Origin of the sequence: Rhizobium sp. 57MFTsu3.2, from assembly GCF_012932765.1 — a bacterium.
In the GTDB taxonomy this organism is placed as follows: Bacteria; Pseudomonadota; Alphaproteobacteria; order Rhizobiales; family Rhizobiaceae; genus Rhizobium; species Rhizobium altiplani.
In genome coordinates this window covers 12,743-37,835 of sequence record NZ_JDWI01000043.1, presented here as the reverse complement: position 1 = coordinate 37,835, position 25,093 = coordinate 12,743, and the positions used below count along the sequence as shown (strand labels likewise).

General features: G+C 56.6%; 23 protein-coding genes and 3 pseudogenes. 8 read left to right on the top strand and 18 right to left on the bottom strand.

What is annotated here, in order from left to right:
• The 8 genes from AF71_RS28930 to AF71_RS28895 all read right to left on the bottom strand — a co-directional run.
• On the bottom strand, positions 1–224 hold a 224-nt coding region (locus AF71_RS28930), incomplete at its 3' end, for a transposase (RefSeq protein WP_169682924.1).
• Between the two features lie 101 nt (positions 225–325).
• Complete coding sequence (locus AF71_RS28925) at positions 326–1,540, bottom strand: M24 family metallopeptidase (RefSeq protein ID WP_169684137.1); 1,215 nt, start codon at positions 1,538–1,540, stop codon at positions 326–328.
• 276 nt (positions 1,541–1,816) lie between these two features.
• Positions 1,817–2,866: a GlxA family transcriptional regulator gene (locus AF71_RS28920; RefSeq protein WP_169684135.1), complete on the bottom strand. Its 1,050-nt coding sequence runs from the start codon at positions 2,864–2,866 to the stop codon at positions 1,817–1,819.
• Positions 2,867–3,656: 790 nt separating this feature from the next.
• Positions 3,657–3,902, bottom strand: coding sequence for a hypothetical protein (locus AF71_RS28915; RefSeq protein WP_169684133.1), 246 nt, complete (start codon positions 3,900–3,902; stop codon positions 3,657–3,659).
• A gap of 127 nt (positions 3,903–4,029) precedes the next feature.
• On the bottom strand, positions 4,030–4,329 hold the full coding sequence (locus AF71_RS28910; RefSeq protein WP_169684132.1) for a helix-turn-helix transcriptional regulator: 300 nt from the start codon (positions 4,327–4,329) through the stop codon (positions 4,030–4,032).
• Between the two features lie 94 nt (positions 4,330–4,423).
• Positions 4,424–4,903, bottom strand: a complete 480-nt coding sequence (locus AF71_RS28905) for a hypothetical protein (RefSeq protein WP_169684130.1) — start codon at positions 4,901–4,903, stop codon at positions 4,424–4,426.
• Positions 4,904–5,627: 724 nt separating this feature from the next.
• Positions 5,628–6,017 carry a heme-binding protein gene (locus AF71_RS28900; protein ID WP_169684129.1) on the bottom strand — a complete coding sequence of 130 codons (390 nt, stop codon included), beginning with the start codon at positions 6,015–6,017 and terminating at the stop codon, positions 5,628–5,630.
• A gap of 48 nt (positions 6,018–6,065) precedes the next feature.
• Positions 6,066–6,899 carry an enoyl-CoA hydratase/isomerase family protein gene (locus tag AF71_RS28895; protein ID WP_169684127.1) on the bottom strand — a complete coding sequence of 278 codons (834 nt, stop codon included), beginning with the start codon at positions 6,897–6,899 and terminating at the stop codon, positions 6,066–6,068.
• Positions 6,900–7,152: 253 nt separating this feature from the next.
• Here AF71_RS28895 and AF71_RS28890 point away from each other — a divergent pair.
• Together AF71_RS28890 and AF71_RS28885 are read left to right on the top strand one after the other, a co-directional pair.
• A pseudogene (locus tag AF71_RS28890) lies at positions 7,153–7,518 on the top strand (type 1 glutamine amidotransferase domain-containing protein); the annotation flags it as partial.
• Between the two features lie 476 nt (positions 7,519–7,994).
• Positions 7,995–8,405, top strand: coding sequence for a GFA family protein (locus AF71_RS28885; RefSeq protein ID WP_169684125.1), 411 nt, complete (start codon positions 7,995–7,997; stop codon positions 8,403–8,405).
• A gap of 216 nt (positions 8,406–8,621) precedes the next feature.
• Here AF71_RS28885 and AF71_RS28880 read toward each other — a convergent pair whose 3' ends face one another.
• A complete protein-coding gene (locus tag AF71_RS28880; RefSeq protein ID WP_169684124.1) occupies positions 8,622–8,954 on the bottom strand; it encodes a hypothetical protein in 333 nt (110 codons plus the stop codon).
• Between the two features lie 202 nt (positions 8,955–9,156).
• Here AF71_RS28880 and AF71_RS28875 point away from each other — a divergent pair, with 202 nt between their 5' ends.
• Entirely contained in the window at positions 9,157–9,720 is a 564-nt protein-coding gene (locus tag AF71_RS28875) for a GNAT family N-acetyltransferase (RefSeq protein WP_169684123.1), read from the top strand.
• A gap of 305 nt (positions 9,721–10,025) precedes the next feature.
• On the opposite strand, the gene AF71_RS28870 is transcribed toward AF71_RS28875, so the two are convergent.
• The gene (locus tag AF71_RS28870; protein WP_348644156.1) at positions 10,026–10,328 is read right to left on the bottom strand and encodes a hypothetical protein; all 303 of its coding nucleotides are present in this window, start codon (positions 10,326–10,328) and stop codon (positions 10,026–10,028) included.
• 189 nt (positions 10,329–10,517) lie between these two features.
• Here AF71_RS28870 and AF71_RS28865 point away from each other — a divergent pair.
• Positions 10,518–10,895, top strand: a pseudogene (locus tag AF71_RS28865) (transposase); the annotation flags it as partial.
• Between the two features lie 430 nt (positions 10,896–11,325).
• Here AF71_RS28865 and AF71_RS28860 read toward each other — a convergent pair.
• The 5 genes and pseudogenes from AF71_RS28860 to AF71_RS28840 all read right to left on the bottom strand — a co-directional run bounded on the left by AF71_RS28860 (position 11,326) and on the right by AF71_RS28840 (position 18,037).
• Entirely contained in the window at positions 11,326–13,497 is a 2,172-nt protein-coding gene (locus AF71_RS28860) for a hypothetical protein (protein ID WP_169684121.1), read from the bottom strand.
• Positions 13,490–14,566, bottom strand: coding sequence for a toxic anion resistance protein (locus AF71_RS28855; protein ID WP_169684120.1), 1,077 nt, complete (start codon positions 14,564–14,566; stop codon positions 13,490–13,492). The genes AF71_RS28860 and AF71_RS28855 overlap by 8 nt, the downstream gene beginning before the upstream one ends.
• Positions 14,563–15,456: a hypothetical protein gene (locus AF71_RS28850; protein ID WP_169684119.1), complete on the bottom strand. Its 894-nt coding sequence runs from the start codon at positions 15,454–15,456 to the stop codon at positions 14,563–14,565. The genes AF71_RS28855 and AF71_RS28850 overlap by 4 nt, the downstream gene beginning before the upstream one ends.
• Positions 15,457–15,489: 33 nt before the next feature.
• Positions 15,490–16,480, bottom strand: a pseudogene (locus AF71_RS31975) (IS30 family transposase); the annotation flags it as partial.
• Between the two features lie 120 nt (positions 16,481–16,600).
• The gene (locus AF71_RS28840; protein ID WP_169684118.1) at positions 16,601–18,037 is read right to left on the bottom strand and encodes a hypothetical protein; all 1,437 of its coding nucleotides are present in this window, start codon (positions 18,035–18,037) and stop codon (positions 16,601–16,603) included.
• Positions 18,038–18,310: 273 nt separating this feature from the next.
• Between AF71_RS28840 and AF71_RS28835 the strand changes: the two genes are divergently transcribed.
• Positions 18,311–18,802, top strand: coding sequence for a hypothetical protein (locus AF71_RS28835; protein ID WP_169684117.1), 492 nt, complete (start codon positions 18,311–18,313; stop codon positions 18,800–18,802).
• 173 nt (positions 18,803–18,975) lie between these two features.
• On the opposite strand, the gene AF71_RS28830 is transcribed toward AF71_RS28835, so the two are convergent.
• The 3 genes from AF71_RS28830 to AF71_RS28820 form a co-directional block, all read right to left on the bottom strand.
• Positions 18,976–19,473 carry a DUF1269 domain-containing protein gene (locus tag AF71_RS28830; protein ID WP_169684116.1) on the bottom strand — a complete coding sequence of 166 codons (498 nt, stop codon included), beginning with the start codon at positions 19,471–19,473 and terminating at the stop codon, positions 18,976–18,978.
• A 90-nt stretch (positions 19,474–19,563) separates the two neighbouring features.
• Entirely contained in the window at positions 19,564–20,061 is a 498-nt protein-coding gene (locus AF71_RS28825; RefSeq protein ID WP_348644155.1) for a helix-turn-helix domain-containing protein, read from the bottom strand.
• Entirely contained in the window at positions 19,943–20,416 is a 474-nt protein-coding gene (locus AF71_RS28820; RefSeq protein ID WP_169684113.1) for an AraC family transcriptional regulator ligand-binding domain-containing protein, read from the bottom strand. Before AF71_RS28820 ends, AF71_RS28825 begins: the two co-directional genes overlap by 119 nt.
• Positions 20,417–20,642: 226 nt before the next feature.
• On the opposite strand from AF71_RS28820, the gene AF71_RS28815 reads away from it, so the two are divergent.
• From AF71_RS28815 to AF71_RS28805, 3 genes are all read left to right on the top strand, one after another.
• Positions 20,643–22,403, top strand: coding sequence for a type I secretion system permease/ATPase (locus AF71_RS28815; protein ID WP_169684111.1), 1,761 nt, complete (start codon positions 20,643–20,645; stop codon positions 22,401–22,403).
• Entirely contained in the window at positions 22,400–23,740 is a 1,341-nt protein-coding gene (locus AF71_RS28810) for an HlyD family type I secretion periplasmic adaptor subunit (protein ID WP_210258422.1), read from the top strand. Before AF71_RS28815 ends, AF71_RS28810 begins: the two co-directional genes overlap by 4 nt.
• 184 nt (positions 23,741–23,924) lie before the next feature.
• A partial coding sequence (locus AF71_RS28805; RefSeq protein WP_169684110.1) for a VCBS domain-containing protein occupies positions 23,925–25,093 on the top strand: 1,169 nt, incomplete at its 3' end.

Genomic DNA, 25,093 nt, shown 5'->3' with positions numbered 1-25,093 from the left:
GAGCGGATGCCGAACAGGTAGCCAATGAACAGCGCCTTGAACATCAAGGTCGGATCGAGCGGCGGGCGGCCGTTGTCGGCGCAATAAAGCCCCGCAACACGATCATGGATGAAGGAAAAGTCGATCACCGCGTCGATCTTGCGCAGCAGGTGATCCTTCGGCACCAGACTGTCGAGCGTCACCATCTCAAGAGCCGTCTGGGTGGGGGCAGGTTTCTTCAACATGTCCCAATGAATCACAAACCCCCAGACGGTGCCAGGGGTTTGTCAGCAATCTGAAGTGGCGGGNTATCCCGCCACTTCAATTCGATAGTGTGCGACAGGCATTAGTTGCGGATGATGTTGTGCTCGGGACCGAACGGAAAACCGGTGATGTTCTCCGCCCCATCTTCCTTGATGATCAGAATGTCATGCTCACGATAGCCGCCAGCACCTGGCATGCCTGCTGGCAGCATGACCATCGGTTCCATGGATACGACCATGCCCGGTTCCAAAACCGTTTCAATATCCTCGCGAAGTTCGACACCGGCCTCGCGACCGTAATAATGGGATAGCACACCGAAGGAATGACCGTATCCGAAGGAGCGGTGTTTCAGCAGGTCCCATTCGCGGTACATGTCATTGAGTTCTATCGCGATATCCCTGCAGCGGGCGCCCGGCTTTATGAGCTCAAGGCCGCGGCGGTGAACGGCAACATTCTTCTCCCAGATATCGAGGCTCGTGTCATCGACGTGGTCGCAAAAGAGGGTGCGTTCGAGTGCCGTGTAATAGCCGAAGATCATCGGAAACGTATTCAGTGACAGGATGTCGCCCGACTGGACCTTGCGGTTCGTGACCGGATTGTGGGCGCCGTCCGTGTTGATCCCTGACTGGAACCAGGTCCAGGTATCCATCAGTTCGACAAAGGGAAACGACTTGGCTATCTCGCGGACCATTGCGTTTGTCGTGGCGATTGCAACTTCGTGTTCGGGTACGCCCGCGCTGACGGCGGCGACACAGGCCGCGCCACCAACATCACAGATCCTTGCGCCCTCCCGGATGAGTTTCTGCTCTTCCAGCGACTTGATCGAACGCATCCACATCGAGGGCTGGGCGATATCGACGAACTCGACACCGGGAAGTGCCTCTTCCAACTGTCGTCGGTATTCGAGGTTGACGTGGTCGAATTCGATGCCGATGCGCCTGGCACCCCGCGTCAGTTGCCGTGCTGCGCGGTAGAAGTTGTCCCGCCGCCAGTCCGTATAGGTAATGTTGTCGCCATAGCTTCGACGCCACGGCTGGCCGCCATCGATGCCAGCTGAAATCGTTGTCGCATTCTCGTGGTCGATGACCATGCCGTACTTGCGGCCGAAGTAGCAGTAAAGCCAACCGGAGTAATAATTGATGCAATGGTAGGAGGTGAGGAGCGCGGCATCGACGTCGTTCTTCGCCATCCAGTCGCGCAGGCCCTTCTGGCGCCGGGCCATTTCCTCGTCGGAAAATGGCGAGAACTCCTTCGCGCCATTGTGCCATTTCATCACGTGAAGCATGTCGTCGGTCATCGGAAATTCCTCCTGATTGGATGAGCAGTCCGAACTTATCGACGCGAATGACATTACAGAAATTTATTCACCTGATACAAGAATAACCGATGCTTATCGAAAGTGACCACAACGGCCGTCGCGCGTATTGCCCATGCGGAAAAAGGGTGATGGAGAGCGTCGTGAGGGATGCGGGGCGAACGACGACAGAGGGCTGGTTGCTTCGTCAGCACGGATCATGTCGGCATCCTGGTCGCCCTCCGGCCCACGTCACCCTTCAGCTCGTAGGCTGCAGGATCACACTGATGGAACGGCTTCGCCGTCGATCCGCAGAGCTGTCGGGCTCCTCCCATGGATCTTCCTGAACGCGCGGGAGAAATGCGATGCGTTGTCGAAACCGACATCAATCGCAATGTCCACTATTCGCCTATCTGTATTGATGAGAAGGTAGTGTGCGCGTCTGAGGCGCAATTCGCTATATGCACGGGCAGGGGACATCCCCAATATGGTCCGGAACAAGCGTTCGAGCTGCCGGCGAGAGACGCTTACGCTGGCTGCGAGCTGTTCGATTGTCTTCGGAGCAACGAGGTTCTGCTCCATCGTCAGCAGGACGGCATTGACGCGGTTATCGATGGTGCCGTCGCCAGTAAGCTGACGGATCGGTAGACGAGCCTGGGCGTCCGTAAAATGTCTCGCGTGATTTATCTGAAGCACGTCGAGTGCGTTCTGCGCCGCGGCAGGGCCAATCCGCGATCGCACCAGGAACGCAGCCAGATCCGCTGCACTGCTTCCGCCGGCGCACGAGCCCCTTCTTCCGTCAAAATTGAAGAGCCGATCGGCGCGAACGCGAAGATGCGGGAAGCAGTCGCGGAATTCATCGACATGCAACCAGCTGACGCAGTTATGATGCGCGCCCATGAGGCCAGCCTCTGCGAGCATGAATGTCCCGGTGCATAGTCCAATCAGGGGGACACGTGCCTTTGCCGCCTGCTTTAGATAGGCAAGAGCCTCCGCGTCGCAGGACTGATCGGTTCCGAGCAGCCCACCGACGACGACAATGACATCAAAGCGTTCAGGTGCGACAAGATCCGATGTCGGCGCAACGCTCACTCCGCAGCTCGATCGAATGAGATGCCGGGTATTGGCAAGAACCTCCCAATCGGCGCGCAGTCGGCGCGACCTGTCCAATTCATCGCCCGCCAATCTCAATGTATCAACGAACAAGGAGAACGCGGAGAGCGTAAACGACCGTGCCAGAATAAAACCGACTTTAAACTTCGACTGTGTTTGTCCTGCTGCCCGGCTTGGAAAGGTGCCAGGCTCGGGTCTATCGTGACCTCGCCACATCAGCTGCTCCCGTTTTGTGTTGTTCCCGAGGGAGATTTGCGATCGCTGCACCGATTGGCCGAATGCTCTCAATACCCTCTCGAGAAGGGTATGCGGGAGCCTTCCGCCACGCAAATAAGTACGCGTCATGGCCATATGAGGTTTGCTTATGGTGACCGAGGGCGGGAGATGCCTCTCATTCGACGATCTTCGGTAAGCGCCGCACCAGAAGCATCGTTACGATCCTGTGGTCATCGTCCGACCACTCGAGCAAGACGTCGACACCACCCCGCCAACGGTGGTGATGGGGGCACATGTCACCGGGGACATTGACGATGTTCTTTGGCGAGTGACCGGGTGATCCATCCTGTGTGCCTCCTCATCGACGGGCCAGTCCCTGGGACCACCAGATATGTGAGAACGACGAAAACCACCAACCGCCACGCTGCTCTCGCCCAGAGTGGCCATCTTCGCGTGCTCCAGGGCAGCTCATCACAACAAACAATAGTAAAGTTGCGCTGATCTGGGCGGCTTTCTTTGTCATGTGAGTTCCATCGAAAAACGTGCACGGGGCCGTCGCAACCACGAGCCGGGAGTATGTTGACATCGGCCCCTCGATGGAACAAGCGCTGGCGGCTTGACTAGCTTTGGCTGCATCTCGCCGAATAACACGGCGAGGAGCACGAGGCGCTCGACCATCTCGAGCATCGCTTTCTCTACCATGCGACCCGCCCCGGTCATCAAGGCAATGAAATTAGCAGACGGTGCGTCCAGATGTTCTGTTGGGTCACACCCAACTGACTGATTAGTTTCAGCGAAGTGGCGGGGCGACGTTTAAAGCCCCGATCTTCTCTAACGGTCCACCATCGATCGAGATAAATGCGACAATATCTCCCGAGGCGGGCACAGGCACGTCGAAAGGTCCCATAGAGAACGTTAATGGGAGCCACGGAGCCGTTATATCCACTTCTCCGCCATGATGAACATCGTTGTCGGACGATCCTGGACCACGAAGGAAGAAATCGACGTTGTGCTTTCCGCCGGGCAGATCGGCCATTTGAAGCCATACCACTATGCGTATAAGCGCGGGGAACCCGCCGGTGAACGCCAACCCATTTGGATAGACGCCGACAAGTATGTGCTTTCCGCTCGCCTCGACCCGCACATCATCGCAAAAGACTACATTACCTCGCATATTTCAAAACCGCTGTTTGCACGGCGGCTGCTTCCTGCTTTGCTGCCGGCGCCTCAGTTGTTGTCGAGGAAATAAATGTATTTCCCTTCATCCCGCTAAAGGCAGCGAAATCAACGATCTCTGCGCCTTTCTTTAAGTTCGACATCTTGACGTTGATTTCAACCTCACCGCCGAGAGCCCAAGCAATGTCAGAAAGTGTTTTCAACGTAATGTTTCGAAAGCCACTCAGGCATTTTGTTAAGGTTGCTTTGTCCGTCGCAAGAACCTCGGCAACATCCGCCTGCGTCATGCCATCATGCGCCTTCCTGACGTTTAACGCCTTGCGCAATTCTCGCGCGGTTCGACTTATCAATGTGGTACTAGCCGCTTCGCGAGGGTCTATTTTAAGTCGAAAAGACATGTTCCTTCGTCGCTCCCACTACGTATTTTGGCGGATCGAGGTCGATCCCTTCTCTCGCTCTTTCAACCTCGCCTCTATAGCCAGAGGCTAGATCGTAGGTGTGAACACGCTCCATAGAATCCGCACGAACTACGACAAAAATGCCAGCACGCACAAACCATCCATAGAATCGAGTGTCCGGACTCTTTAACTCGTAGACGTCGTTCTCAATCGGCCGCATGAGCCGGTATTCTTCACCTTCCTCTAATTCATGACCGGTCAAAAACGTTTCAAAGAGTGACCAAACTTGATTAATCGGAGCGATGTCCTCTTCGTGGAAAGCTTTCAATGTTGGAAGCACATCCTGAAACCACTGTCGAACTTCCGGGAGAATGTAGATCTTCCTCTTTTCCAGCGTGGCATCATCAAGGACATCGATCTTGATTAAGACTTCATCTTCTACAAGTTTCTCTATGGTTGCCATATATGTCAACACATCTGAATTAACAAGTTGTTGCTTGCACGTGGCTGGTGCGTCAAAATCGCCCTACGGATTCAAGGTATGCGAGCATTTGTCAAGTTGGTGAACGCCATCGTTTCGTCCCCATCCGTTCTTTTCCGTACTTGCTATCCTTGCGCGCGCCGGCGTCATTCCAGCATTACGAGCATTCGATGTAAGCGAAAATTCAATACGCGAAATAACAATCTCCGAATGACCCTTTGGAACTCGCGTCTGCGGTTTCATTTCGCGATCATTCGGCGACGTCGCTACGCCGACAAGGGCTTCGATCTTGCGCTAGGAATTGCGAGCATCGCTCGGTTGGTCGGCGCCGGGATATACGCCAGTATGATCGCCTTGTTTCCAAGCCAAGGAGGCTCCGCCGTAGGAAGCGTATGACGCAAATGTGAATGCCACCGGGTGCATTGGCTCAGTGTCGATCCTTCCTTGCCCTAGAATTGCCGCCATCTTGATGAGGAGGCAGTGTGCGCGTCCTCCTCACCTGCCCACGGTGGGCCTTGACCGTGAACTCGCAGATACCAAGCGTGTGGGCCACCTGCGTGCTCAAAAAGCCCCTTCGTCGGCTCGAAACATGACGTCGTTCGAGCAGCGGGAGCTGCTCGCAGCTTAGCCACTGCCGATCTTTGGCACAAACGCGCAGCAACGGATCTGCGGGAGGGCGGCCGCGCCGCCACCGTCCGTTTCTCTACTAGACGCCAAGAAGTGCTCCCTCGAGGATCGCGACGTCCTGCTCGACAGTTCCCCCGCTCACTCCGACGCCCGCAACCACCTTGCCCTCGAAGTCGATCGGGGCTCCGCCGCCCATGGCGCAAAATCTCCCCTGAGACATTAGGGGATAGAGCGCCTGGCCCGGCTGAACCATCTGGCAAATGTCGGCCGTGCGTACCTGCACGAGCGCCGAGGTGTAAGCCTTTTGCTGAGAAAGCTCCATGGAGAAAGCCAACGCCCCGTTCATTCGGTGCTCCAGAACGATGTTGCCGTGTGTGTCAACGACCGACACGGACACCGGCACGTTGACGCGCGACGATTCCGCTTCCACGCGGTCAGCGATATTCTTTGCAATAGCTAGCAGGTCCATGATCGATATCCTTTGCTGAGAGCGAATGCGTGTGTACGAACCCGTGTTTCAGCGACCAAGCTGGGGCAGGTAGGCTCCCATACGATCCTCCGCGTCTCCGGGCCGGTGGAATCCCAGTTCAAAGAACGCCTTGAGCCTGTTCTGGGCCGCCGGCCGGGCGATGGAACTCATGCAGGCGTCCCAGCCGGCCGTGATTTCGACATCCGGCGGCAAGGCGGCGGCGTTCACAAGTCGCTTGGTGTTCGAAATCGCCCATTTGTCGAACGACGCGATGCGACTGGCGAGGGCGTCGACGAACGCATCGAGCTCGGAGTCCGGGAGCGACCTGTTCACATATCCGTAGGCTTCCGCCAGATCTCCACGGATGTCCTCGGACCCCAAGAGAATCTCCAGGGCCCGGCCTCTGCCCATCAGTCTGGGCAGGCGAGCCATGGGGCCGCCGCCCGCGACAAGGCCCACCCCGACCTCCCACTGGGACAGCACAGCGTGTTCCCGGCTAGCGAAACTCATGTCGCAGGCGAGCGCGATCTCGCTGCCGTTTCCTGTGGCTCGCCCCCGAATAAGCGCGATGGACACCACGGGAGCCCGAGTCAGGCGGACAAGTATGTCCGGCCACGCCTCCAGTCCTGTCGGCCCCTGGGGAATGCTGGTCAGGTCCTCCAGCTTTGCGTTGAAGTCGCTGTGATTGAGGAAGAAGCCGTCGACTGCGCTGTCGAAGACGACGACCCTCACGTCTTCGTCATTTTCCAGTGCCGTGATGATTTCCCGGAACTCCTTGACGAATTTCGGACCCATGACGTTCAGCGGTGGGTTGTCAAACGTAATCCGCCAGTATGTTGGCGTACGCCGGACAAGGTGGATCTGCTCTGCCGTTGTGTTCATCGGAGCCTCCTGCGGTCGAAAGACTGAACGCAGCGAGGGTGATATCGATTTTTGAAGAACGCCATTGCACCTAAGTGTCGGCGATACCATCGGACAGGTTCTAGGAACGGTGGCAGGGGACTCGAGGGAAGGAGCGTGGCCCCTACTTAGGTATCGGCGATACCTAGGTGCACGTGCGGCAACTGCTGATAGTCGACATAATCGCACCCGCGCAGTTTATGTTGGCTGCGCGATAAAGGAAGGAATCGGACAGATTAAGATCCTGGTGGTGTTCACCTCACACGATATTCTCGGCAGCACCGGGCGCAAGACCGGCTTCTGGCTCGAAGAGGGCGCGGCGCCGTATTTCGTATTTCGGGACGCTGGCGTCGACCTCACGCTCGTGTCGCCAAAAGGCGGTCGGCCCCCCGTTGATCCGAAAAGCGACCTACCAGAGAACCAGACGCCCGCCATGGCGCGGTTTAAGAAAGACGAGGCGGCGCAGAAGGTTTTCGCCACTACGGCGAAGATGGAAGACATGCGCTCGGAGGCCTTCGACGCGGTATTCTATCCAGGCGGTCACGGTCCGATGTGGGACCTTGTCGACAATCCCCAATCGATCGCTTTGATTGATAACTTCGAAGCGGCCTGCGAGCATGGCCTTGAAGGCATCATGCGAAATACAAAGACGCCCCTTTTCGGTCAGTGGCTGGCGTGACGAGGCCGAGCGTCGGTCACGTTCCTCAGGCTCCCCCCGGGAGGTCATCGGCCGGGGGGTGAAAAGGGCGTCGCAGACTGCATCGGGGCTGCAATCAAGGAGCAATGGATGGATGGGGTCCTCGTCATCGGTGGTTGCGATAAGAATATGCTAGGAGAGTTTGTTCACCACAATTTAGTGACGTTCGCTAAAAGCGCAAAAACAGCGGCGCGTTTCGGGCCGAAGCGGTCACTACCTCGACTTTGGCATATCCATGGTATACTTTTATTGCTCGTGATGGTTGACATTGAATATGGTCTCCGTCCCCTCGTATCGCCTGCGCAAGTATTGCGATACTTGCATGCACTTCAGCCCCCACAATTTAACTTGATCTCGCCACGTATCTGGAAGGATTTGCCATGGCCAACGCCCAATGCGCCTGTGGCGCGCTCAGACTGTCCACTAAGGGACGGCCGCAACTGACGGCGCTCTGTCACTGTATTGCATGCCAACGGAGAACGGGAGTACCGTTCAGCGCCAACTCGTTCTACGCGATTGATTGTGTCGATATAACAGGATCGGCGACAGAATATGTTCGCACCGCCGACAGCGGTCGCAAGGTTCACATGCATTTTTGCCCGACTTGCGGCTCGACCGTCTATTGGAAGGTCGAAGCCGCGCCGGCCTGGATCGGTGTGGCGGTCGGTTCATTTGCCGACCCGGCCTATGTGCCGCCCTCCATGTCAGTCTTCGAGCAATCGAAACATCCCTGGGTGCGACTTGACAGCACGGTAGAGCACTTCGAAGGTCTTCCAGTCCGCGAGGGCTGAAGGCGAGGCCTAAAACCGCTCAAGGCCGGCGACTATGCGAGGTCGAGCGTCGCGCTCGTTTGGTCGGATGGAGGCAAATGTATGGGTGTATGCGTCGGCAATTCGCTGCCTCTGTTCGCCGCTGTTGGTGGCGACAACGTGTCTGCCTCTGACGCGAAGGAGCGGGCCTTGGCATTATTTCCGATCAGCACGCGCGGCTTTTTCCCCTGTCTCAGATTAGTATCCGGCCTTTCGCCAGCCAGCGGCACGCGCTTCTTGCTCGGAACAGAACCAGCGCTCGCCATACTGCGGCGATATCTTCGTGGCCTCGTAGTAGTGCTGGCCCGGTACGTGATAGATGCGTTCGCCGGAATCGATGCTGACGTTGCCCTTGATGTTGCAGTCCGTGCCTCGTTGGACGATCACTCCGTTGTCAATGATCATTGGCCGTGTCTGTGCGGCAAACGAATGCTTGATCGGAGCGGTTACGGATTCCGGCAACACGGTGTAGCCACCGGCTCCCAAGAATGCTGCTGCCGAACTCAATGCTACCAATGTTGGAAACTTCATGTCTCACCCGTAAAACCTCTTAGGGTTGTAACACGACGGGCTTTATCGGCCGTATATCGAATAGCTAAAATGCGCGGTATTGGCGGCGTCGGACGTTTCTGGGGTATCAAGCGTCATAGTGAACTGGTCCTTGGAAACCAAGGTTGACACTTTCTAAAGTCGCATAACTTTCCAATTGCAATCCGAGGATGCATGAGCTTCAATGAAGCTCGCAGTTCGATGGGAAGGGGTAGCCGACAAATCAATTTGTACGCCAGGTAAAATAGAAATAGTTCCCATCGCGTCGGAGAAAATTGAAGGTTTCCACGCGGCGCTCGACTTTGTAGCGCGGGAACGAAAGTATTTGACCATGCTGGAAGCGCCTCAACTTCCACAGACGCGCAGCTTCGTACTCGGCATGATTGACAAGGGCAATCCGCAGTTCGTCGCCCTCGACGAGGGGCGGGTCGTCGGCTGGTGCGACATTACTCGCCATTTTCGGCCGACCCAATCGCACCGTGGATCGCTTGGAATGGGGATTATTCCCGGCTATCGCGGTAACCGACTTGGGCGGCGTTTGATGGAAGCGGCTTTGAACGCAGCAACCGACGTGGGCCTAATCCGGATCGAACTGTTTGTTCATACCGACAACGCTCGCGCTATAGCTCTTTACGATCGCGTGGGTTTCCGCCGTGAAGGGGTAGAAAGACGCGGTACATTGATCGATGGGCGATTTATCGATTCCATACGCCTGGCGCTCATGCTTGATGAGCGCGGATGGCGATGAAGCAGATCAATCGGCCTTGATTCCGCGTTGGAATGCACGCTCTTTCGTTTGTTCCGTAAACATTTGTCTCCACAAAGCGCGACTTGACATCGGCTTGTTGACGGGGACGCTCGGGAAATGCTGTCAGTGGACGAAGCTTGAGGAGCGGCTACCAGTTCTCCGTGCTGCCAATAGTTTCTCCGCGTTTGCCTCAGTACCGTCCTCGGATTACAATTCGATGTCGTACGCTTTTCCTATATGTATAGTCTCGAAATCCTGCTTGGCACTGCCAAGTGGTCTATCACCTCGCGAGGCTCCGCGCTCGATCAAAAGTTAGAGCGGGCAATGCACACTGACGAAGAACACATCATGCCCTGACAGAAGGCCGACAAGGGTTTCAAGCCATCCATCCATCCATCTAGGATGTGCTCAAGAATGAGATCATTCCCGGCATCTGCGTAAGCCTTTAACGAACCGTGAAATCCGTCGAAGAAGGCGGCCCGAACATCGGCCCAGCGGAAATCGCCGCTTCTAAAACGCTCCGTTGGAAGGACGCCAGCATCACGCAGATGATCAATAGATATGTGCCAGAACGGTTTCTCGATGCGTGCCTGAAGTGCTTTCGCAATGGTTGACTTGCCACTGCTCGACGCACCGTGCAGAAAAATAGGTCGTGTCCCGCCGAGTGGTGTAGTTCGTCGGTAGAGAAGCCGCTCGGGAGCGCGCCCTCATCAGCGCTGTAGCGAGCGAGCGGCGGTCATCGAAGTTCTCCGGTAAAGTCGGGTTGCTGACACCAACCTGATTGGAAGGAACCACCGATGACCGATGTCATGATGAACCTGCGCACGCTCGTAGAGAAGACCCCCGACGCCGATATTTTGCGGGAGATGATCGGCTTCGCCGCCGAGCGATTAATGGAGATGGAGGTGGGGGCCTCCACCGGTGCCGCTTATGGCGAGAAGAACCCGTTGCGCATGGCCCAGCGCAACGGGTATCGCGACCGGGACTGGGAGACGCGGGCCGGGACCGTCGAACTGCGCATTCCCAAACTCAGGAGGGGCACCTATTACCCTTCGTTCCTGGAGCCACGGCGCATCGCTGAGAAGGCGCTGACAGCCGTCATTCAGGAGGCCTACATCCAGGGCATCTCGACCCGCTCGGTCGACGACCTGGTTAAAGCAATGGGCATGAGCGGTGCCTCTACGGTTGCTCAGCAACTGGGCAACAGAAAGCCGACCGGCGATCGAGAAAGCCCGGATGGCGTATGACAGCCGTGAGGGGTGAGTCCAGAGCTTTGGAAGATTGACCCCTCGGATCCCCCGCTGCGGGCAGTCCGGCGAGAGTTCGACCATCGCTGCAATCATACTCCGCCATCAACAGCCATTGAACAACTATGCGAGCTGCAGCGCCAGCAAACGTCACTTCACCCCCTCGACGTAGACCGCACTCGAAAAAGCGTGGGAGCCAGAAATTCAGAGGTGATCGCGTATCATTGGATTATTGACGAATTGCTCTTTACGCCAGACAGGACTGCTACAATCTTTTAGAGGATCGGACGCGGTTGAACTGTGGTGCAATGGCTTAACTCCAATGGCCGCCGTTCGCGCAAAGCAGCTATTAGCCAATTCACTCAACGGCTGCCGTTAAAACTGCGAACTTCCGCTCGCGTGCCAAAGCTTCAATCCTGGTCTTGCGGCGAGAAGCGATCCCGAAAAGAGCAGCGGCAACCCCAGCCATAAGAATTCCCATGATCGAGGTAAGTAACAATCCCCTGCTCGCTGTTCGGACAAAATGCGTGCAGGCAACCGCTCCAGAAAGCCAATCAGATTTAGAGACATCAAGTTGATGGCTGGCAACCCAATCATAAATCAAGGCCAGTCGCTGCTGATGTGCGGCAGGGACAAGGTCGCGTGAGGATTGGACCTCTGAAAGCCTCTCGGATGCCTCGGCCGCGTCGCCTTCGATATAGGCAATCTGTGCCAAGGTATAGGCGGCGACGGCCCCGTCTACCGAGACCGGCACCATCTCCTGCGGCGACTTCAAGACGATGCCGCCATTTGCTGTCTGCTGGTGGAAGGCTTCTTGCCCCGCTGACGACCGAAGTGGCGTATCGGCAAGGATCGAGGGAGCTACCCGGCTCTTTGTCGCCTCAATCAACTGCCTGCGCACCGTGGTGGACAAGAGGTTTGGAGAGACCTCGTACCAGGAGTGCAAGATCGGGATGAGCATGGAAACCACATAGATGCCGAGAGCGGCGATCATGGCGGCCACGCCCATCGGCCTGGATCGGCGCATCAACACGACCACGCCTGCCACGCATAACGCTACCGAAACCCACTTCATCAACCAGAGCATGAAGGAATACGAAGGGACCCTTGAGGTGACGGATGCACCTGATCGCTGAACAAGCGTGAGGGCATCACCTGCCAGCGACACCTGCAGGAACGCCGTGTTGCTTTCAGCGGCTGGGAGCCACAGAAGGTAAGCAGTGATAGCGGTTAGCACACTGGTCGCCAAAAGCGTCAACCCGGCGAAAAGGTAAAACCGCAGCCGCGCCTCGATCGCATCGAGGACCGCTTCACTGTCTGAGATAGTTTTGGACTGCACAAGCCGACGGATACCGCCTGTCCCGAAGTGGAGGCGTTGCGCATTTGGCTCGGTTTCTTTTAGTTGTCCACGTAAGCAGTCGATGTCCGCCTTGGTGGCCGCAAGTCGATTGCCACGGGTGGCAATCCTGGCGCTCAGGCGATCAGACAGCGGCGAGATGAGGCAAAGCAAAATGCCCAATAGCGCAACGCCAAGCGAAATCCTCGTTCGTCCGCTATTGGCCGCCTGCAACTCTCTCTGAGCCTGCTCGCCAAACCCGCCCTCCAGGGTCACGAAGTTCCGGATTAAGCCTAATCTGTTCTGATCAAAGTTGCTTTTAAACAGAGGGCCTTCATCAAGCCGTGTAACTGCGGTGGCCGCCTTCTGCACATCTCCTCTTAGAGCGTATTCCTGCGCTAGGACGTAGGCCGCAACGTCCTTGTTGTCGACGCTGACAGAGGCGAACGTCGAGCCGCGAATAAGGGGATGCCCTCTTTCATCCTTTCCGACGCCTTCTTGCCCCGCATTGGCAACCAGGGACGTTAACAAGACCATGCGATATTTGGCGTAGGCGGGCGATGGGCCAAAACTCCGCGATAGATCGCTAACCGCAGAGAATACCAACGGACTTAACAACACCATGGCAACGACAATGCCGATGATTGTCCGTCGCGACAGCTCCGCATACATCAAAACGGTGGCAAGCGCGTAAAGGAACAGTATGAACGGCACGGTCTGCAGAAACTGGCTGGAAATAGCAAAAGTCGCGAGCAGGAACGCTGTCGCCAAACCAGCGAACACCCAGTGCCGCCGGACGATAGCGACTAGACCTACTGCTCCAAGAAGCCATACAACGATAGTTTCCCGCGAGCCAATAGGCCTCAGATTGGTCGTCACCGTATCCGGGTAGAGCTTTGGATCGGAAAACGTCACATTGGCAGCAAAGGCATCCGGCAAATAAATCCAGCCGTGCAGACCACTGAGGTCCGTTTGAACGGTGGAATGTAGCATTGCTGAGAAAAACAGGCACAGAACGCCAACGAATGCACCGATTTGGCCCAGTGCTGAAATCTTGACCGAACGCATATTGAGGGCGGCAATAGCGGAATTATGTACCGTTTCCACGCGGGCCTTGTCAGCGGCGTCGATGTCTATCTGCGCGTTCTTCGCGACGCCCGAATGCCGCCTTCCAAAGGCGGATTGGCTAGCCATTCACCAGCCCTGTTGCCTTAACATTTTCGCGTAGCTCGTTGCGCAGCCGTTCCAGCTCACCGATAGCCTGCTTGCGTTGGTTCGCTCCTTGCTGGTGAGCCTCGCGCACATCCGTGAGCGTGGCCAGAATCTTGTCGTGAACGTGCTGCAGGGTCTCAACATCGACAACGAGCCTCTGGTTGGCCTTCGCAGTCGCTACCGAATTTTGGTGCAGCAGATCAGCGTTGCGACGCATCAAGGCATTCGTTGCGTCATCAATTGTATTCGCCAATTCGACAGCGCTCTTCTGTTCGTCCAGCGTGATTGCCAGCATGAACGACCGTTTCCACGCTGGTAAGGCGAGCTGACGGATTGTCTGAAATTTGTCGACCAGCGCAAGATTGTTGGATTGTATGATCCGAACCATCGGCAAGGTCTGCATCGCGCTGTGTTGCAGTACCTTCAGGTCGTCAACACGCTTGGACAACAATTGCCGGTTGGCTTCAAGGACAGCAGCTTTTTCGCTCGCCTCCATGCTGCGTTCAGACAAGTCAAGGCCACTGATCTCAGCGTCCATGTCGGCAAGTCGTATTTCAACAGCTTGGACGTGCTTGCCAAGAACGGCGAACTCGCTCCTGACGCCTTCGTACATTGTTTGATAGTCACGGTTCCGGCGGTTCAGCGTTTCAGCCGTGGTTTCGATCTGAGCCACCAACTTGTCGACTTGACCCTTGACCGTATCGAAACGCGCAATTGCCTTTTCCCTCGAACGAGCCAGCCGCTTCAGCAGCCCGCCGATCACAGGGATGCGATTTTGTGTGCTGCCGATAGCATCGAGGTTGAACTGCTGGGCTGCAAGAACAATCTCGTTGAGTTTGGTACCCGTTTGATCGAGATCGGTCGCGCGTGCCGAACGCAAGATGTCATCGGTGTACTTCGCCGAACGTTCGGCAATTTCCTGACCGAACTGTTGGATGGATAGGGCGGATTGAAGATCGATACTTGACGCCAGGCGCTCGACATCCGCATCGATAGTCGCCGGAGCTGCGGCCTCAGAACCGGTATTGTTTATACTTAGTCCGGTTGTCATCTGCTTCCAACCTTCTGTAAATGGTCGATGAGAGTGTTGTGAGATTGAAGGAACTCAACCGCTGGCTGGCTTCGGACACTGGTAACCTCGCCTTGTGCAATAGCCAGAGCGTTCCTCTGCCAGAGCGGCAGCAACATTGTTTCGATGTCAACGAACCTGTCGAGCAACATCGAAAGCGTGCTTTCCGACAAGCTCATCTGCTGGAGCGTTAGCGTGTTCGACGTTTCCATCGTTATAAGATTGGCAAGCCGGCGTTCGAACCGATCTACAACGAAGCTGTCTGCCGAAGCTCGGTATTTCACCAGCAGCGCCTTGGCCTCCTCGATGACACCGGCGAATTTCGACTGCTGCTCACCCAAGTCCAACTTGGCCTTCGCCAGAAGTGCCCTGATCCTGCGTCCATTATCCGCTGCCTGCCGCACTTCTCGGAAGGCGGTCATGACTCGATAGCTTGCAAGTTCGAACTGCAGCCGTGCTTCCACGTCCGCGCCAGTAAAGCGGCTGAGAATCGTTTGCTTCTTGAAAAATTTCTTCACATCGATTGTCTGCAGTAGAGCCACAATTCTTTCAGACCCGGACCGGATATCGAGAGCAGGTGTCGATTGGAGCAGGTCGCTGTTAATGTTGGGAACGCACGAAGCCCGGTCCAAAGCCTCGATAGCCGCGTCATTCAAAACATCCGGAAGTATCTTGCAGCTTCTACCTGAGGGTTGGCTATCGTAAAAAGCATTCGTCAATTTTAGCGTCACCCCAATGACACGATCAGAGACTTCTAAACGCAGAGCTGTTTTCAGCGAATGCAATCTACGTTTGATTGATAAAAAATAATTTAAACTAACAGAACGCCTTTTACCGTGTCGGTGCGGTGAACACTGTGAGCCGGTCTTCATTGCGGTTGGCGTCCGACGGCCACTTTCGGCAGTTCAATTGATCGCCGCAACACGTTCTGCAAATTTTTCCGCGGGCGTCTGAAAAAGCAAGGTCTTTCTTGGACGTTCGTTGAGCTGCCTGACGATAGCATTGAGCTGGGCTTGGCTATGTACGGACAGGTCAGTGGCGCGCGGTAGGTATTGGCGCAGCAATCGATTGGTGTTCTCATTTGAACCGCGNTGCCAGGGTGATCTGGGATCGCAGAAGTAAATCTCAACGTCAGCGGCTATTGCCAGTCGTTGATGGTCAGCCAACTCCTTGCCCCGATCCCANGTCAATGATTTGTAGAGTTCGCCCGGCAGTTTCTGTGACTGCTTTATCAGCGCAGAAACTACGCTTTCGGTATCCTTATTGGCGACCTTGATCAGCATGACGTAGCGCGAGTGACGCTCGACCAGCGTCGCGATGTAACTGTTCTTCGACCCACCGATAAGATCGCCCTCCCAGTGACCGGGGACTGCACGGTCGTCAGCGGACGCAGGCCTCTCGCTTATGGAAATCGCATCCTTGATCTGGCCTAAACCACTTCGTTTCATGCTGGCGTGGCCGCGAACGACGGATCGTTCGGCTTGCCCTAAGGTGTTCAAGCAATTCCTTCTTCAGCACCCCGCGGGCTTGGATATACAGGCTGCGACAGATCGTTTCGTGCGACACCTGTTTGAGGGGCTCCCCTGGATATGTACGTTTGAGCCAGCCCGCAATCTGCTCTGGCGACCATTTCCGGTATAGCTTGGCAGACACTGTGCGGGCCAAGGACGCATAGCAAGCCAGCTTGCATGTCTTGGGACGCAAGGAGCGATCCCAGGCGGCCTGATCTGAGCGTGCGGCCCGATACCGGTCCGCTCCGCCATTGCGACCAACTTCACGGCTGATCGTAGATGGAGATCGGCCTAATGTGTAGGCAATCGATCGTAGGGAACGCTGGCTGCTCAGCCCACGGGATATTTCCTCGCGTTCATCCAGACTGAGTGCCTTCGGCGCGCGATGGGGCCGATCGTAGTCGATCATTTAGGCCACGCAATGCCTATGGTCGAAGGACCATCGGCAGCTGTTTCGATTTGCCGACATACACCTTTGAATGACCGGGCTTTCCCTCGGGCAGTTTCATTCCTTCGGGAAACTGGAAAGTAACCGAGTGGGCACCTGCAAGACCAGCAGGATAGCGTGCAAAAGCCCGCATCGCCACATATGTGTCCCGGCCCCGTTCAACGAGAGACCCGTTCTGCAAGAGCTGCAGCAATCCCGCTTGTTGCGGAAGGATCCGGTACGGCTCGGCGATGCGATGCGAGTGGCGATAACGTCTTTGGCATCGATATTCAAGACGCCACCAGGGCTGAAACTCCTAAGATTGGCAAGAGTTTGCTTGAATTGCATGATGCCGTCTTGTGACGGAAGCCCATCAAGGCTGAAGTCAGGCTCTTTCGCAGACCGACCGTCCTCGACTTCATCGGTGACAGCGCGGAAATCAAAAGGAAGGGCCATACTAAACGAAGTATAGCGTGAAATCATGCCATCGATATCGTGACCGATCAAAGACGTTAGCGCCTGTAGAAATTGGCGCGTTGTTGCGCTTCCGCTCTTGCCTTCAAAGCGACGACTGCATTCTCGATCCGAGACGAGCGTGACGACATCCTTGGAGACGCCCGTGACGCCAACCCCAGTCCATCCTGTACCATAGAAGGTTGTTACTCGCTCGACGTGCCCGGTCAAACGCCAGATCATTGGGGTAAAGGACGATACTGCCAAATAGATCGGCTCAGAACCAGCCGCTATCTCTATGGTTGCGATCTCGGTTACTTCATCCTGGCCAACAATGGAGACGTTCGAGAGAGTGCCTCCTTCATAGGCAGTGATCAGGTACACTTTCTGTCGTGCTGTAGCTTTCGGCAACCGACACTGCCGCTCCAAACTATCTGCACGGGTGATCATCTCGCTCCGCGCTTGAAGTTCGCGTTTTTCTGTTGGGGATAGGAGACCGTCACCGTCTTTGTCGAAATAGGCGAAAGCCGCTGTTGCGAGTTCCTGAAGCTCGTCGGCTGTTAACTTCCCATCTTTATTGGGATCTAATTCCAGATACTTCTCAAGTTGAACAGACGAGCGGTCGCCTGAGAGATCATCACTCTGGTTCTGTGCGTAAGTGAAAGCCTCATCTAACGAGACCTTGCCATCTGCATTTGCGTCGGCACGAAGTAAGCCTGCTCTGGACCAAATCTCTTCTCGAAGATTGCTGAACTCTTGGGCGTCGACCACCCTGTCGGCGTTGACATCTCGCCCGAAGAACTCTGCCATTACTGCAGAAGTTCGGCCCGCCTTGTCGATCGCCTTTTTACGTTCAATATCGATGTTCGTCAGCGTCTGGTGGTCTTGAGCGCCCTGCCTTAGGACAGACATTACCATCGAGATGTACGCTTCTCGATAGTGGGCGATCAATGAAGATCGCACGAGAACGTCGGGGGGACGCTTGGACTCAGGCGTTTCCTGCGCCAGCCCAATCCCCCCAATCGATGCCATCGCAGCGGCCCAAATGAATGCTTTTCTCACGCGACATCTCTCCCTGAAAGCATTCAAGTATATATCGCGTGAGTTGCAATACATTGCAAACTTGTCGTATAGAATGCGAATCAATGTTCTGGAAAGCCGACTAAGGCAACACGTCACTTAAAAAGGCGGAGGCGGAAATGCGAGTCTTCAGAAGCGACCATCAGAGACCTACGGCAGATTACTGCTATCATTGATCTCGGGACTGCCGGTTGGAATTATCCGGCCGCATGGCTGCGGCAAACAACCGACGACAAGCCACTGGGGTTTAGTTCCATGGTGAGATTGCTTTCACGATTTATCGCAAAGTTCTTCCCGCCGGTACTCGTTATAGCGCTGGCATATTTCTCGGCAGTTTTGGCTTCGGCTGCGACGTACATAATCTTTGTTGGAACTTTGAGACACGCCGGAAGCCTGAATATCGAGACCTTTTGTTATGGACTTTTATTATACTCTGCTGGTTTTGCTGTGCTCTTTGCGATACCTGCAGCGTGCGCGGCTTTGGTGGCCTGGGAAAAAGGATATCGGAACGTCTTTTACTACGCGGCTACATGGGGAGCTGGAGGGCTTGTCTTAAGTGCCATCCCGCCAATGTTTCCCGACATACATCATGACGCTTTCTCGCATCTCAAGTGGCTAGTTTGGATCGTGACCGGTGCAGCGGGCGGGACCATTTATTGGATCGTCGCGGGGCGTTTCACTCGGGTCGTCAAGGCCAAACGTCACGTAGGATATAAGCCACCTGACGATCATTATTCTAAACGATGATACCGGCGGATATCGGCCGACTGCGGTAGAAAACCACCCGCTGCCGTCCGCTCCGCGTGTTCGCCCTTATTTTGCAAGACGTTAAAAGTTTGGGCTGAAGTAGCGGAGGTTACGATTGAAGCGTCAAAGAGTATTCGCGGGCCGAAGGGAAATGCGGCCTGTGGCCAATAGATCTAGCTGGTCGCAGCCGCTTTCTCCAAGGCGTCCCGCAAAACCTGTTCCTTCGTTTCATCGAGAGAGGTTTTGAGCACGACGCCACCAAAGGCGGAGATCTCCTTAAGGACCTTATCCGCCGTCATCTCGTGGATCAACACGAACAACGCCCCATTGCCCGGCTGGAGATTCGCAGCTAGATCCTTCATGAAAGCATCGTTGATGCCGACATCAGTGAGAGCGCCGCCTATGGCACCGGAAGCGGCACCAACTGCCACGCCCAATAGCGGATTAAGAAACAGAACACCGATAAGGAGGCCCCAGAAACTGCCCGACGCGGCACCGGCAATCGTGGTGTTGACCAACTGGTTCAGTTTGATCTTGCCGTCTTCGGCCTTGGTCGCGATGACAGCGTCTCCGACCTTTACCAAGTACTCCTTCTGCAGTCCGAGCAAGCGCTGGCGCACTTCCTCGGCTTTGGCTTCGCTGGGGTAAACAATTGCAATCAACGTAGACACGGCTATGTCCTCCATCAACGGAATTGCAGGCGTCGTTAAGATAGTAGCAATTTATGAAAAAATACAACCTGCCCCTGCGCCAATAGTCAATTAGGCACCTGTTGCCGCGTTCGCTTGTCGCCGTCGGCCAATTGTTTGTTTCGAGCTGCCAGAAACGTCTAGCGACAGCCATGCGGTACTACGGCGTTCGAGTACCACTGGCTTTCGATCGGTTCGCACACAATCTCGGCGGGCTGGCGCCAATGGAACTTGTTGAGAATATCCTGGGACGACGCCGGATGGCTCGATACGCGAGCGCCGATATTCCAATGGGCATTTGCCAGTCCAACAACGGCAAGGGTGACTGAAAGAGCTGGGCTGATGAAAACCATGCAACCACGCGATTTGCGATGCCGGAAGATCGTCCTCGTGGTAGCGCATTGCCAAGTCACGCCGTAGTTGGTCCAAGATTTCGCCAAAGCTCAAGCCTTCAGCTGCCTGATGTCGGTCGGCGTGTCTGGAAAATCCCGAATAGGATATGGCCAGATTTAATGTTCGTACCCCGCCGGTCGATCCGAAGTTCCAACGCTTCGCTGGCCACACGAGCATATCGTACAATACGGCGAAGAGCGTCGCCAAATGAATACGACGACGCGGCCAGGTAGTGGATCATGCCGATCTCTCGCAGATCGAGCTGTTTCGCCAGAGTGAGGCCAAGACGCTCGTCGTCGAGCGCCCGTGATGCCTCGCTCAAGAACTCAATCTGCGACGCTATGCTGATGCGTTTTCGCTCATCGAGCATAGCCTCGGTCAGGTGGATCATTTCAGCAGGGGCAGCGGATCGATGTTTTTCTGTCTGATCCGGGAGAGTGCCCGGCGCGAAGCCAACCCTCTTGGTCGTCGAGCAAAATAATTCGTCGACAAACTTGCGCCACTGCTGGTCTCTGACAAACGGGTTGGACATCGCTGCCACCGCGACACACGCAGCATGCGACGTATGGCAGCTCAGCGCAAATCTTTGTCTTCGCATGGCAAGCCGAGCACCTCGCCAATTCTGTATATCCGTCTGCGAAAAGTAGGCAGTGCGCCTCAACCGCATTTCAGCGACGAAATTACATACCGACAATGTGAACAAATTACGAATGGCTACGCATAAACCGACGTAGCTTATGGGGTTTTTGAGGGCAGAGATGAAGACAGCCAAACACCCACCTGCCTTGCAGGTGGTGACGAAAGAAGCCAGACGCGCCGTGCGACCGCTGATCGTGTTCACCGCGGGGATCAACATACTGATGTTGACCGGGACGATCTACATGCTCCAAGTCTACCACCGGGTGCTATCAAGCCACAGCGTGGAAACGTTGTTGATGCTGTCGCTGATGGCCACTTGTGCGCTTGTGACGATGGCGGGTCTGGACGTGGTGCGATCCAGAATGCTGGCCACGATCGGCGCGTGGATGAACGCGCGGTTGGCACCGGTGTTGCTGACGGCATCAGTTGAGCTGTCCGCCGTGTCTCCCGGTCAGGGGAACGGTCGCGCACTGCGGGATCTCGACCAAGTCAAGAATTTCTTCACCAGCCCGAGTATCTACCCGATCCTCGACGCCCCGTGGGCACCCCTGTTCTTCGCCGCGATCTTCCTGATGCACCCATGGCTGGGTTGGTTGGCGCTGACCGGCGGTGTCGGGCTGTTCGCACTGGCATTCCTGAACGAGTGGGTAACCCGCAAGCCCCTGACAGACGCCGGTAACGCACAAGCCAGAGCACACCAACAGGCCGAGGCCGCGATCCGGAACGCCGAAGTCGTACAGGCAATGGGCATGATGAAGCCATTGCTCGAAGTCTGGCGGGCCCAACAGGACAAGGCGAGCAACGAGCAGACAACAGCAGCCAACAGGGGCAGCACGATCTCGGCCCTCGCGAAATGCTACAGGATGGCTCTCCAGATGGCTGTACTCGGTATCGGTGCTTATCTCGTGCTTCGGAACGAGGCTTCGCCCGGTATCATGATCTCGGCCTCAATCTTGATGGGTCGTGCGCTGGCCCCGGTGGAACAAGCGATCGGGACGTGGAAGGCGACGATCGGGGCACGTGCTGCTTACAAGCGTCTCGTGGCAATCGCTGGGAACCGCCAGGAAGACGTCCCAGTTTTCCCGATGCCGCGACCGACCGGCAGATTCACTGCGGAGAACATCACGCTAGCCAGAAAGGACGGTGAGCCGATCCTGAGAGGCATCAGCTTCCAACTCAGACCCGGTGAGGTACTGGCGATGATCGGCCCGAGTGCATCTGGCAAAACGAGTCTGGCGAGAATACTGGCTGGTGCTTGGCGACCGACCGGCGGGCGGGCGTTACTTGACGGCATGAACGTCGCCGAGTGGGCAGCTGAGGACCGGGGTCTCCACGTCGGGTACCTGCCGCAGGACATCGAGTTGTTCGCCGGTACGGTGGCCGAGAACATCGCCCGGTTTACCAAACTGAACCACACGGTCTTTGACAAGGTCGTCAAGGCCGCGCAGATGGCGGGCGTCCACGAACTGATCAAGGGATTGCCGAAGGGCTACGACACCGAGATCGGCGAGGCAGGTGCGTCACTATCCGGTGGGCAACGCCAGCGAATCGGGTTGGCACGGGCATTCTTCGGCAACCCGGCACTGCTGATACTGGACGAACCGAATTCCAATCTGGACAAGGATGGTGAGGACGCTTTGGCGGAGGCCATCAGCGCAGCCAAGCACACCGGTATGAGCGTTATCCTGATCGCCCACCGACCGAGCATCATGGAGCAGGTGGACAAGGTGCTGGTGCTGAACCGAGGTCAACAGGACCTGTTCGGCCCGCGTGACGCAGTGTTTGCCGAGATAGCGAGCCGCAATCGCAAAGTGGCCCAGATGCCGAAGGTAGCCCAGATGGTGGTCAAGGAAAAAATGACAGAGGTGAAAGAAGCATGAGCCGCCAGAACATCATACCTCTACCCGGTATCCAGATGCCCACGCCGGAACATCGACCACTGCGCATCAAGGGCGTGACCTACGCCGGCGTGGCGATAATGGCCCTGTTCTTCGGCGTGGCCGGTGGTTGGGCGGCGTTGGCCCCACTGGACAGTGCCGCCGTCGCCGGGGGCGTGATCAAGGTCGCCGGTGACCGGAAACAGGTCCAGCATCTTGAGGGCGGCATCATCAAGGAACTGGACGCCACCAACGGCCTCATCGTCAAGGCAGGTGACGTCCTGGTCAGATTGGACAGCACTCAGGCAAAATCACAGTTGGACCTGATTCAGAGCCGTATCGTCACCCGCGAGGCTCTGGCCGCACGGCTACGAGCCGAGCGGGACGACAGGAGCGAGGTCGAGTTCGGCCCGGTACTGCTGGCAAACCCGTCGGCAGCTGCCAAGGACGCGATTATCACGCAGCGGGACTTGTTCAACGCGAAGTACCACAACCTGAAGGACGAGCGGGAAATTCTCACCCAGCGCCGCCAGCAGAGCGAGGACGAAATTGCCGGACTGAAGAACCTCATTGCGACCGAGGACAAGCAGATCGCAGACATCGACAAAGAGGCGAACGACCTCGACGTCTTGCTCCAGAAGGGTCTGACAACCCGGGAGCGGGGTTTGTTGCTCAGACGCCAGCAGCACGAATACGAGGGTGAGCGGGCGACGAACACAGCATCAGTCGCCCGCGCCAAGAGCGCCATGGCCGAGATCCAAATGCAGATCTTGAACCTCGACACCAAGCGGCTGAACGACGCCGTCGATGAGTTGAGCAAGACCGAGGCGGAGTTGTCCGATCTCCGTCAACAGGAGCGTGCTGCCAGGGACGTGCTTGCCCGCACCAACATCACCGCACCGGTGGACGGTATCATCATGGACCTGAAAGTCCACACGACTGGCGGCGTCGTGAAGCCCGGTGAGACGTTGTTGACGGTCGTGCCTCTTGACGAACAATTGGTGGTCGAGGCCATGGTGAAGCCCGAGGACGTCGAGACGATCGCGCCAGGCCAGACGGCACACGCGAACTTCCCGGCGCTCGCCCGCTACAACCTACCCCCGCTCGACGGTGTCGTGGACACCGTATCAGCCGACAGACTTGTGGAAGAGCGGACAGGCGCGCCCTACTTCGCCGCAACCATCCTGATCAACAGGAGCGAACTCACCAAGCTGGAGGGGCGCAAGTTGCTGCCGGGTATGACGAGCGAGGCGATGATCCGGACGGGGAGCCGGACCGTGCTGGAATACCTCTCGGAGCCGATCACCCAGAACTTCCGCCGGTCCCTGCGGGAAAAATAAACCAAAGATGCGGGGCAACAAAACGCCAACAATGTGAACAAGTTATTCCGTGCCCCGAACAACGCCAACGAGGGTCTTTAGGGGGATCTCACAATTCACAGACACCAACCCTGTCGCGAAGGGGGCGGCGGCGGGATTGGTTTGTCCACAAACAGCCTTATCCGGAAACAGAGAGTAGCGTACAATGGCTCAATCGCCATCATCCCCGTCGGCAACGACGAACAACGCCGCGAAGGACGACGTCGTCGGCCTGAACGGCGACCTCACCTTCACCATCGCGGACCTGCTGGCCAACGACCCCGGCGGTGCGGCGAAGAACGACGTCAGCAAGCAGTTTTTCTTCGGGAACATTGCTGACTACGCCGCTAACCAGATCGTTAATGGCATCCCGACCGTCGCCGCGCAGAGGGCTTATCTGCTGGCGCACCACATCGAGAGCAACGCCGCTTTCACCGAGTTCACCATCAAGAACGACGCTACCGATATCCAGTATATGGTCCAGATGGGCAACAAGGGTACGTGGTCACAGGCCGACGTGGACGTGAGGCACGCACCGACGGCCGAAGCTTTTACGAACACCGTGGAAGAGGACAAGAGCATCTCCGGTAACGTCAAGGGCGCGGACATCGACGGCGACAGCCTGACCTACTCGCTCAATGGTACGGCCCCGGCTGGCCTTACCTTCAACTCGGACGGTTCTTACACGTTCGATGCTTCCGGTGCTGAGTTCCAGAAGCTGGCCGCCGGCGAGCAGAAGGCAATCCAAGTCGAGTACGTCGTGAACGACGGTCACGGTGGTACCGCTACCTCGACGTTGACCATCACGGTCACCGGCATGAACGACGCTGCCAAGATCAGCGGTGAAGTCGGGGGTGATTTCGACGAGACGAACGAAGCACAGGTGTACACCGGAAAACTTGAGGTCACCGACGCGGATCACGATCAGGCGACGTTCCAGCAGCAGACCGACGTGGCCGGCAAATACGGTTCGTTCTCGATCGAGGCGGATGGTTCATGGAACTACACCATGAACGACGCCCACAACGAGTTCAAGCAGGGCACCGACTACACCGACAGCATCACGGTGTATACCGCCGACGGGACCGCGCAGGTTATCTCAGTGACCATCCACGGGGCGAACGACGCGCCGGTGTTGACCGGTACGCCGGCGACGCTCACGGCCGGTACCGAGGACACGAGCTACACGATCAGCAAGGCCGATCTTCTCGCCGGCTACACCGATGTGGAGAACGACGCNCTCTCGGTCTCGGGGCTGTCCTCGAATGACGGCACCTGGGCCAAAAACGCCGACGACAGCTGGACCTTCAAGCCGGCCGCCAACTTCAACGGTCA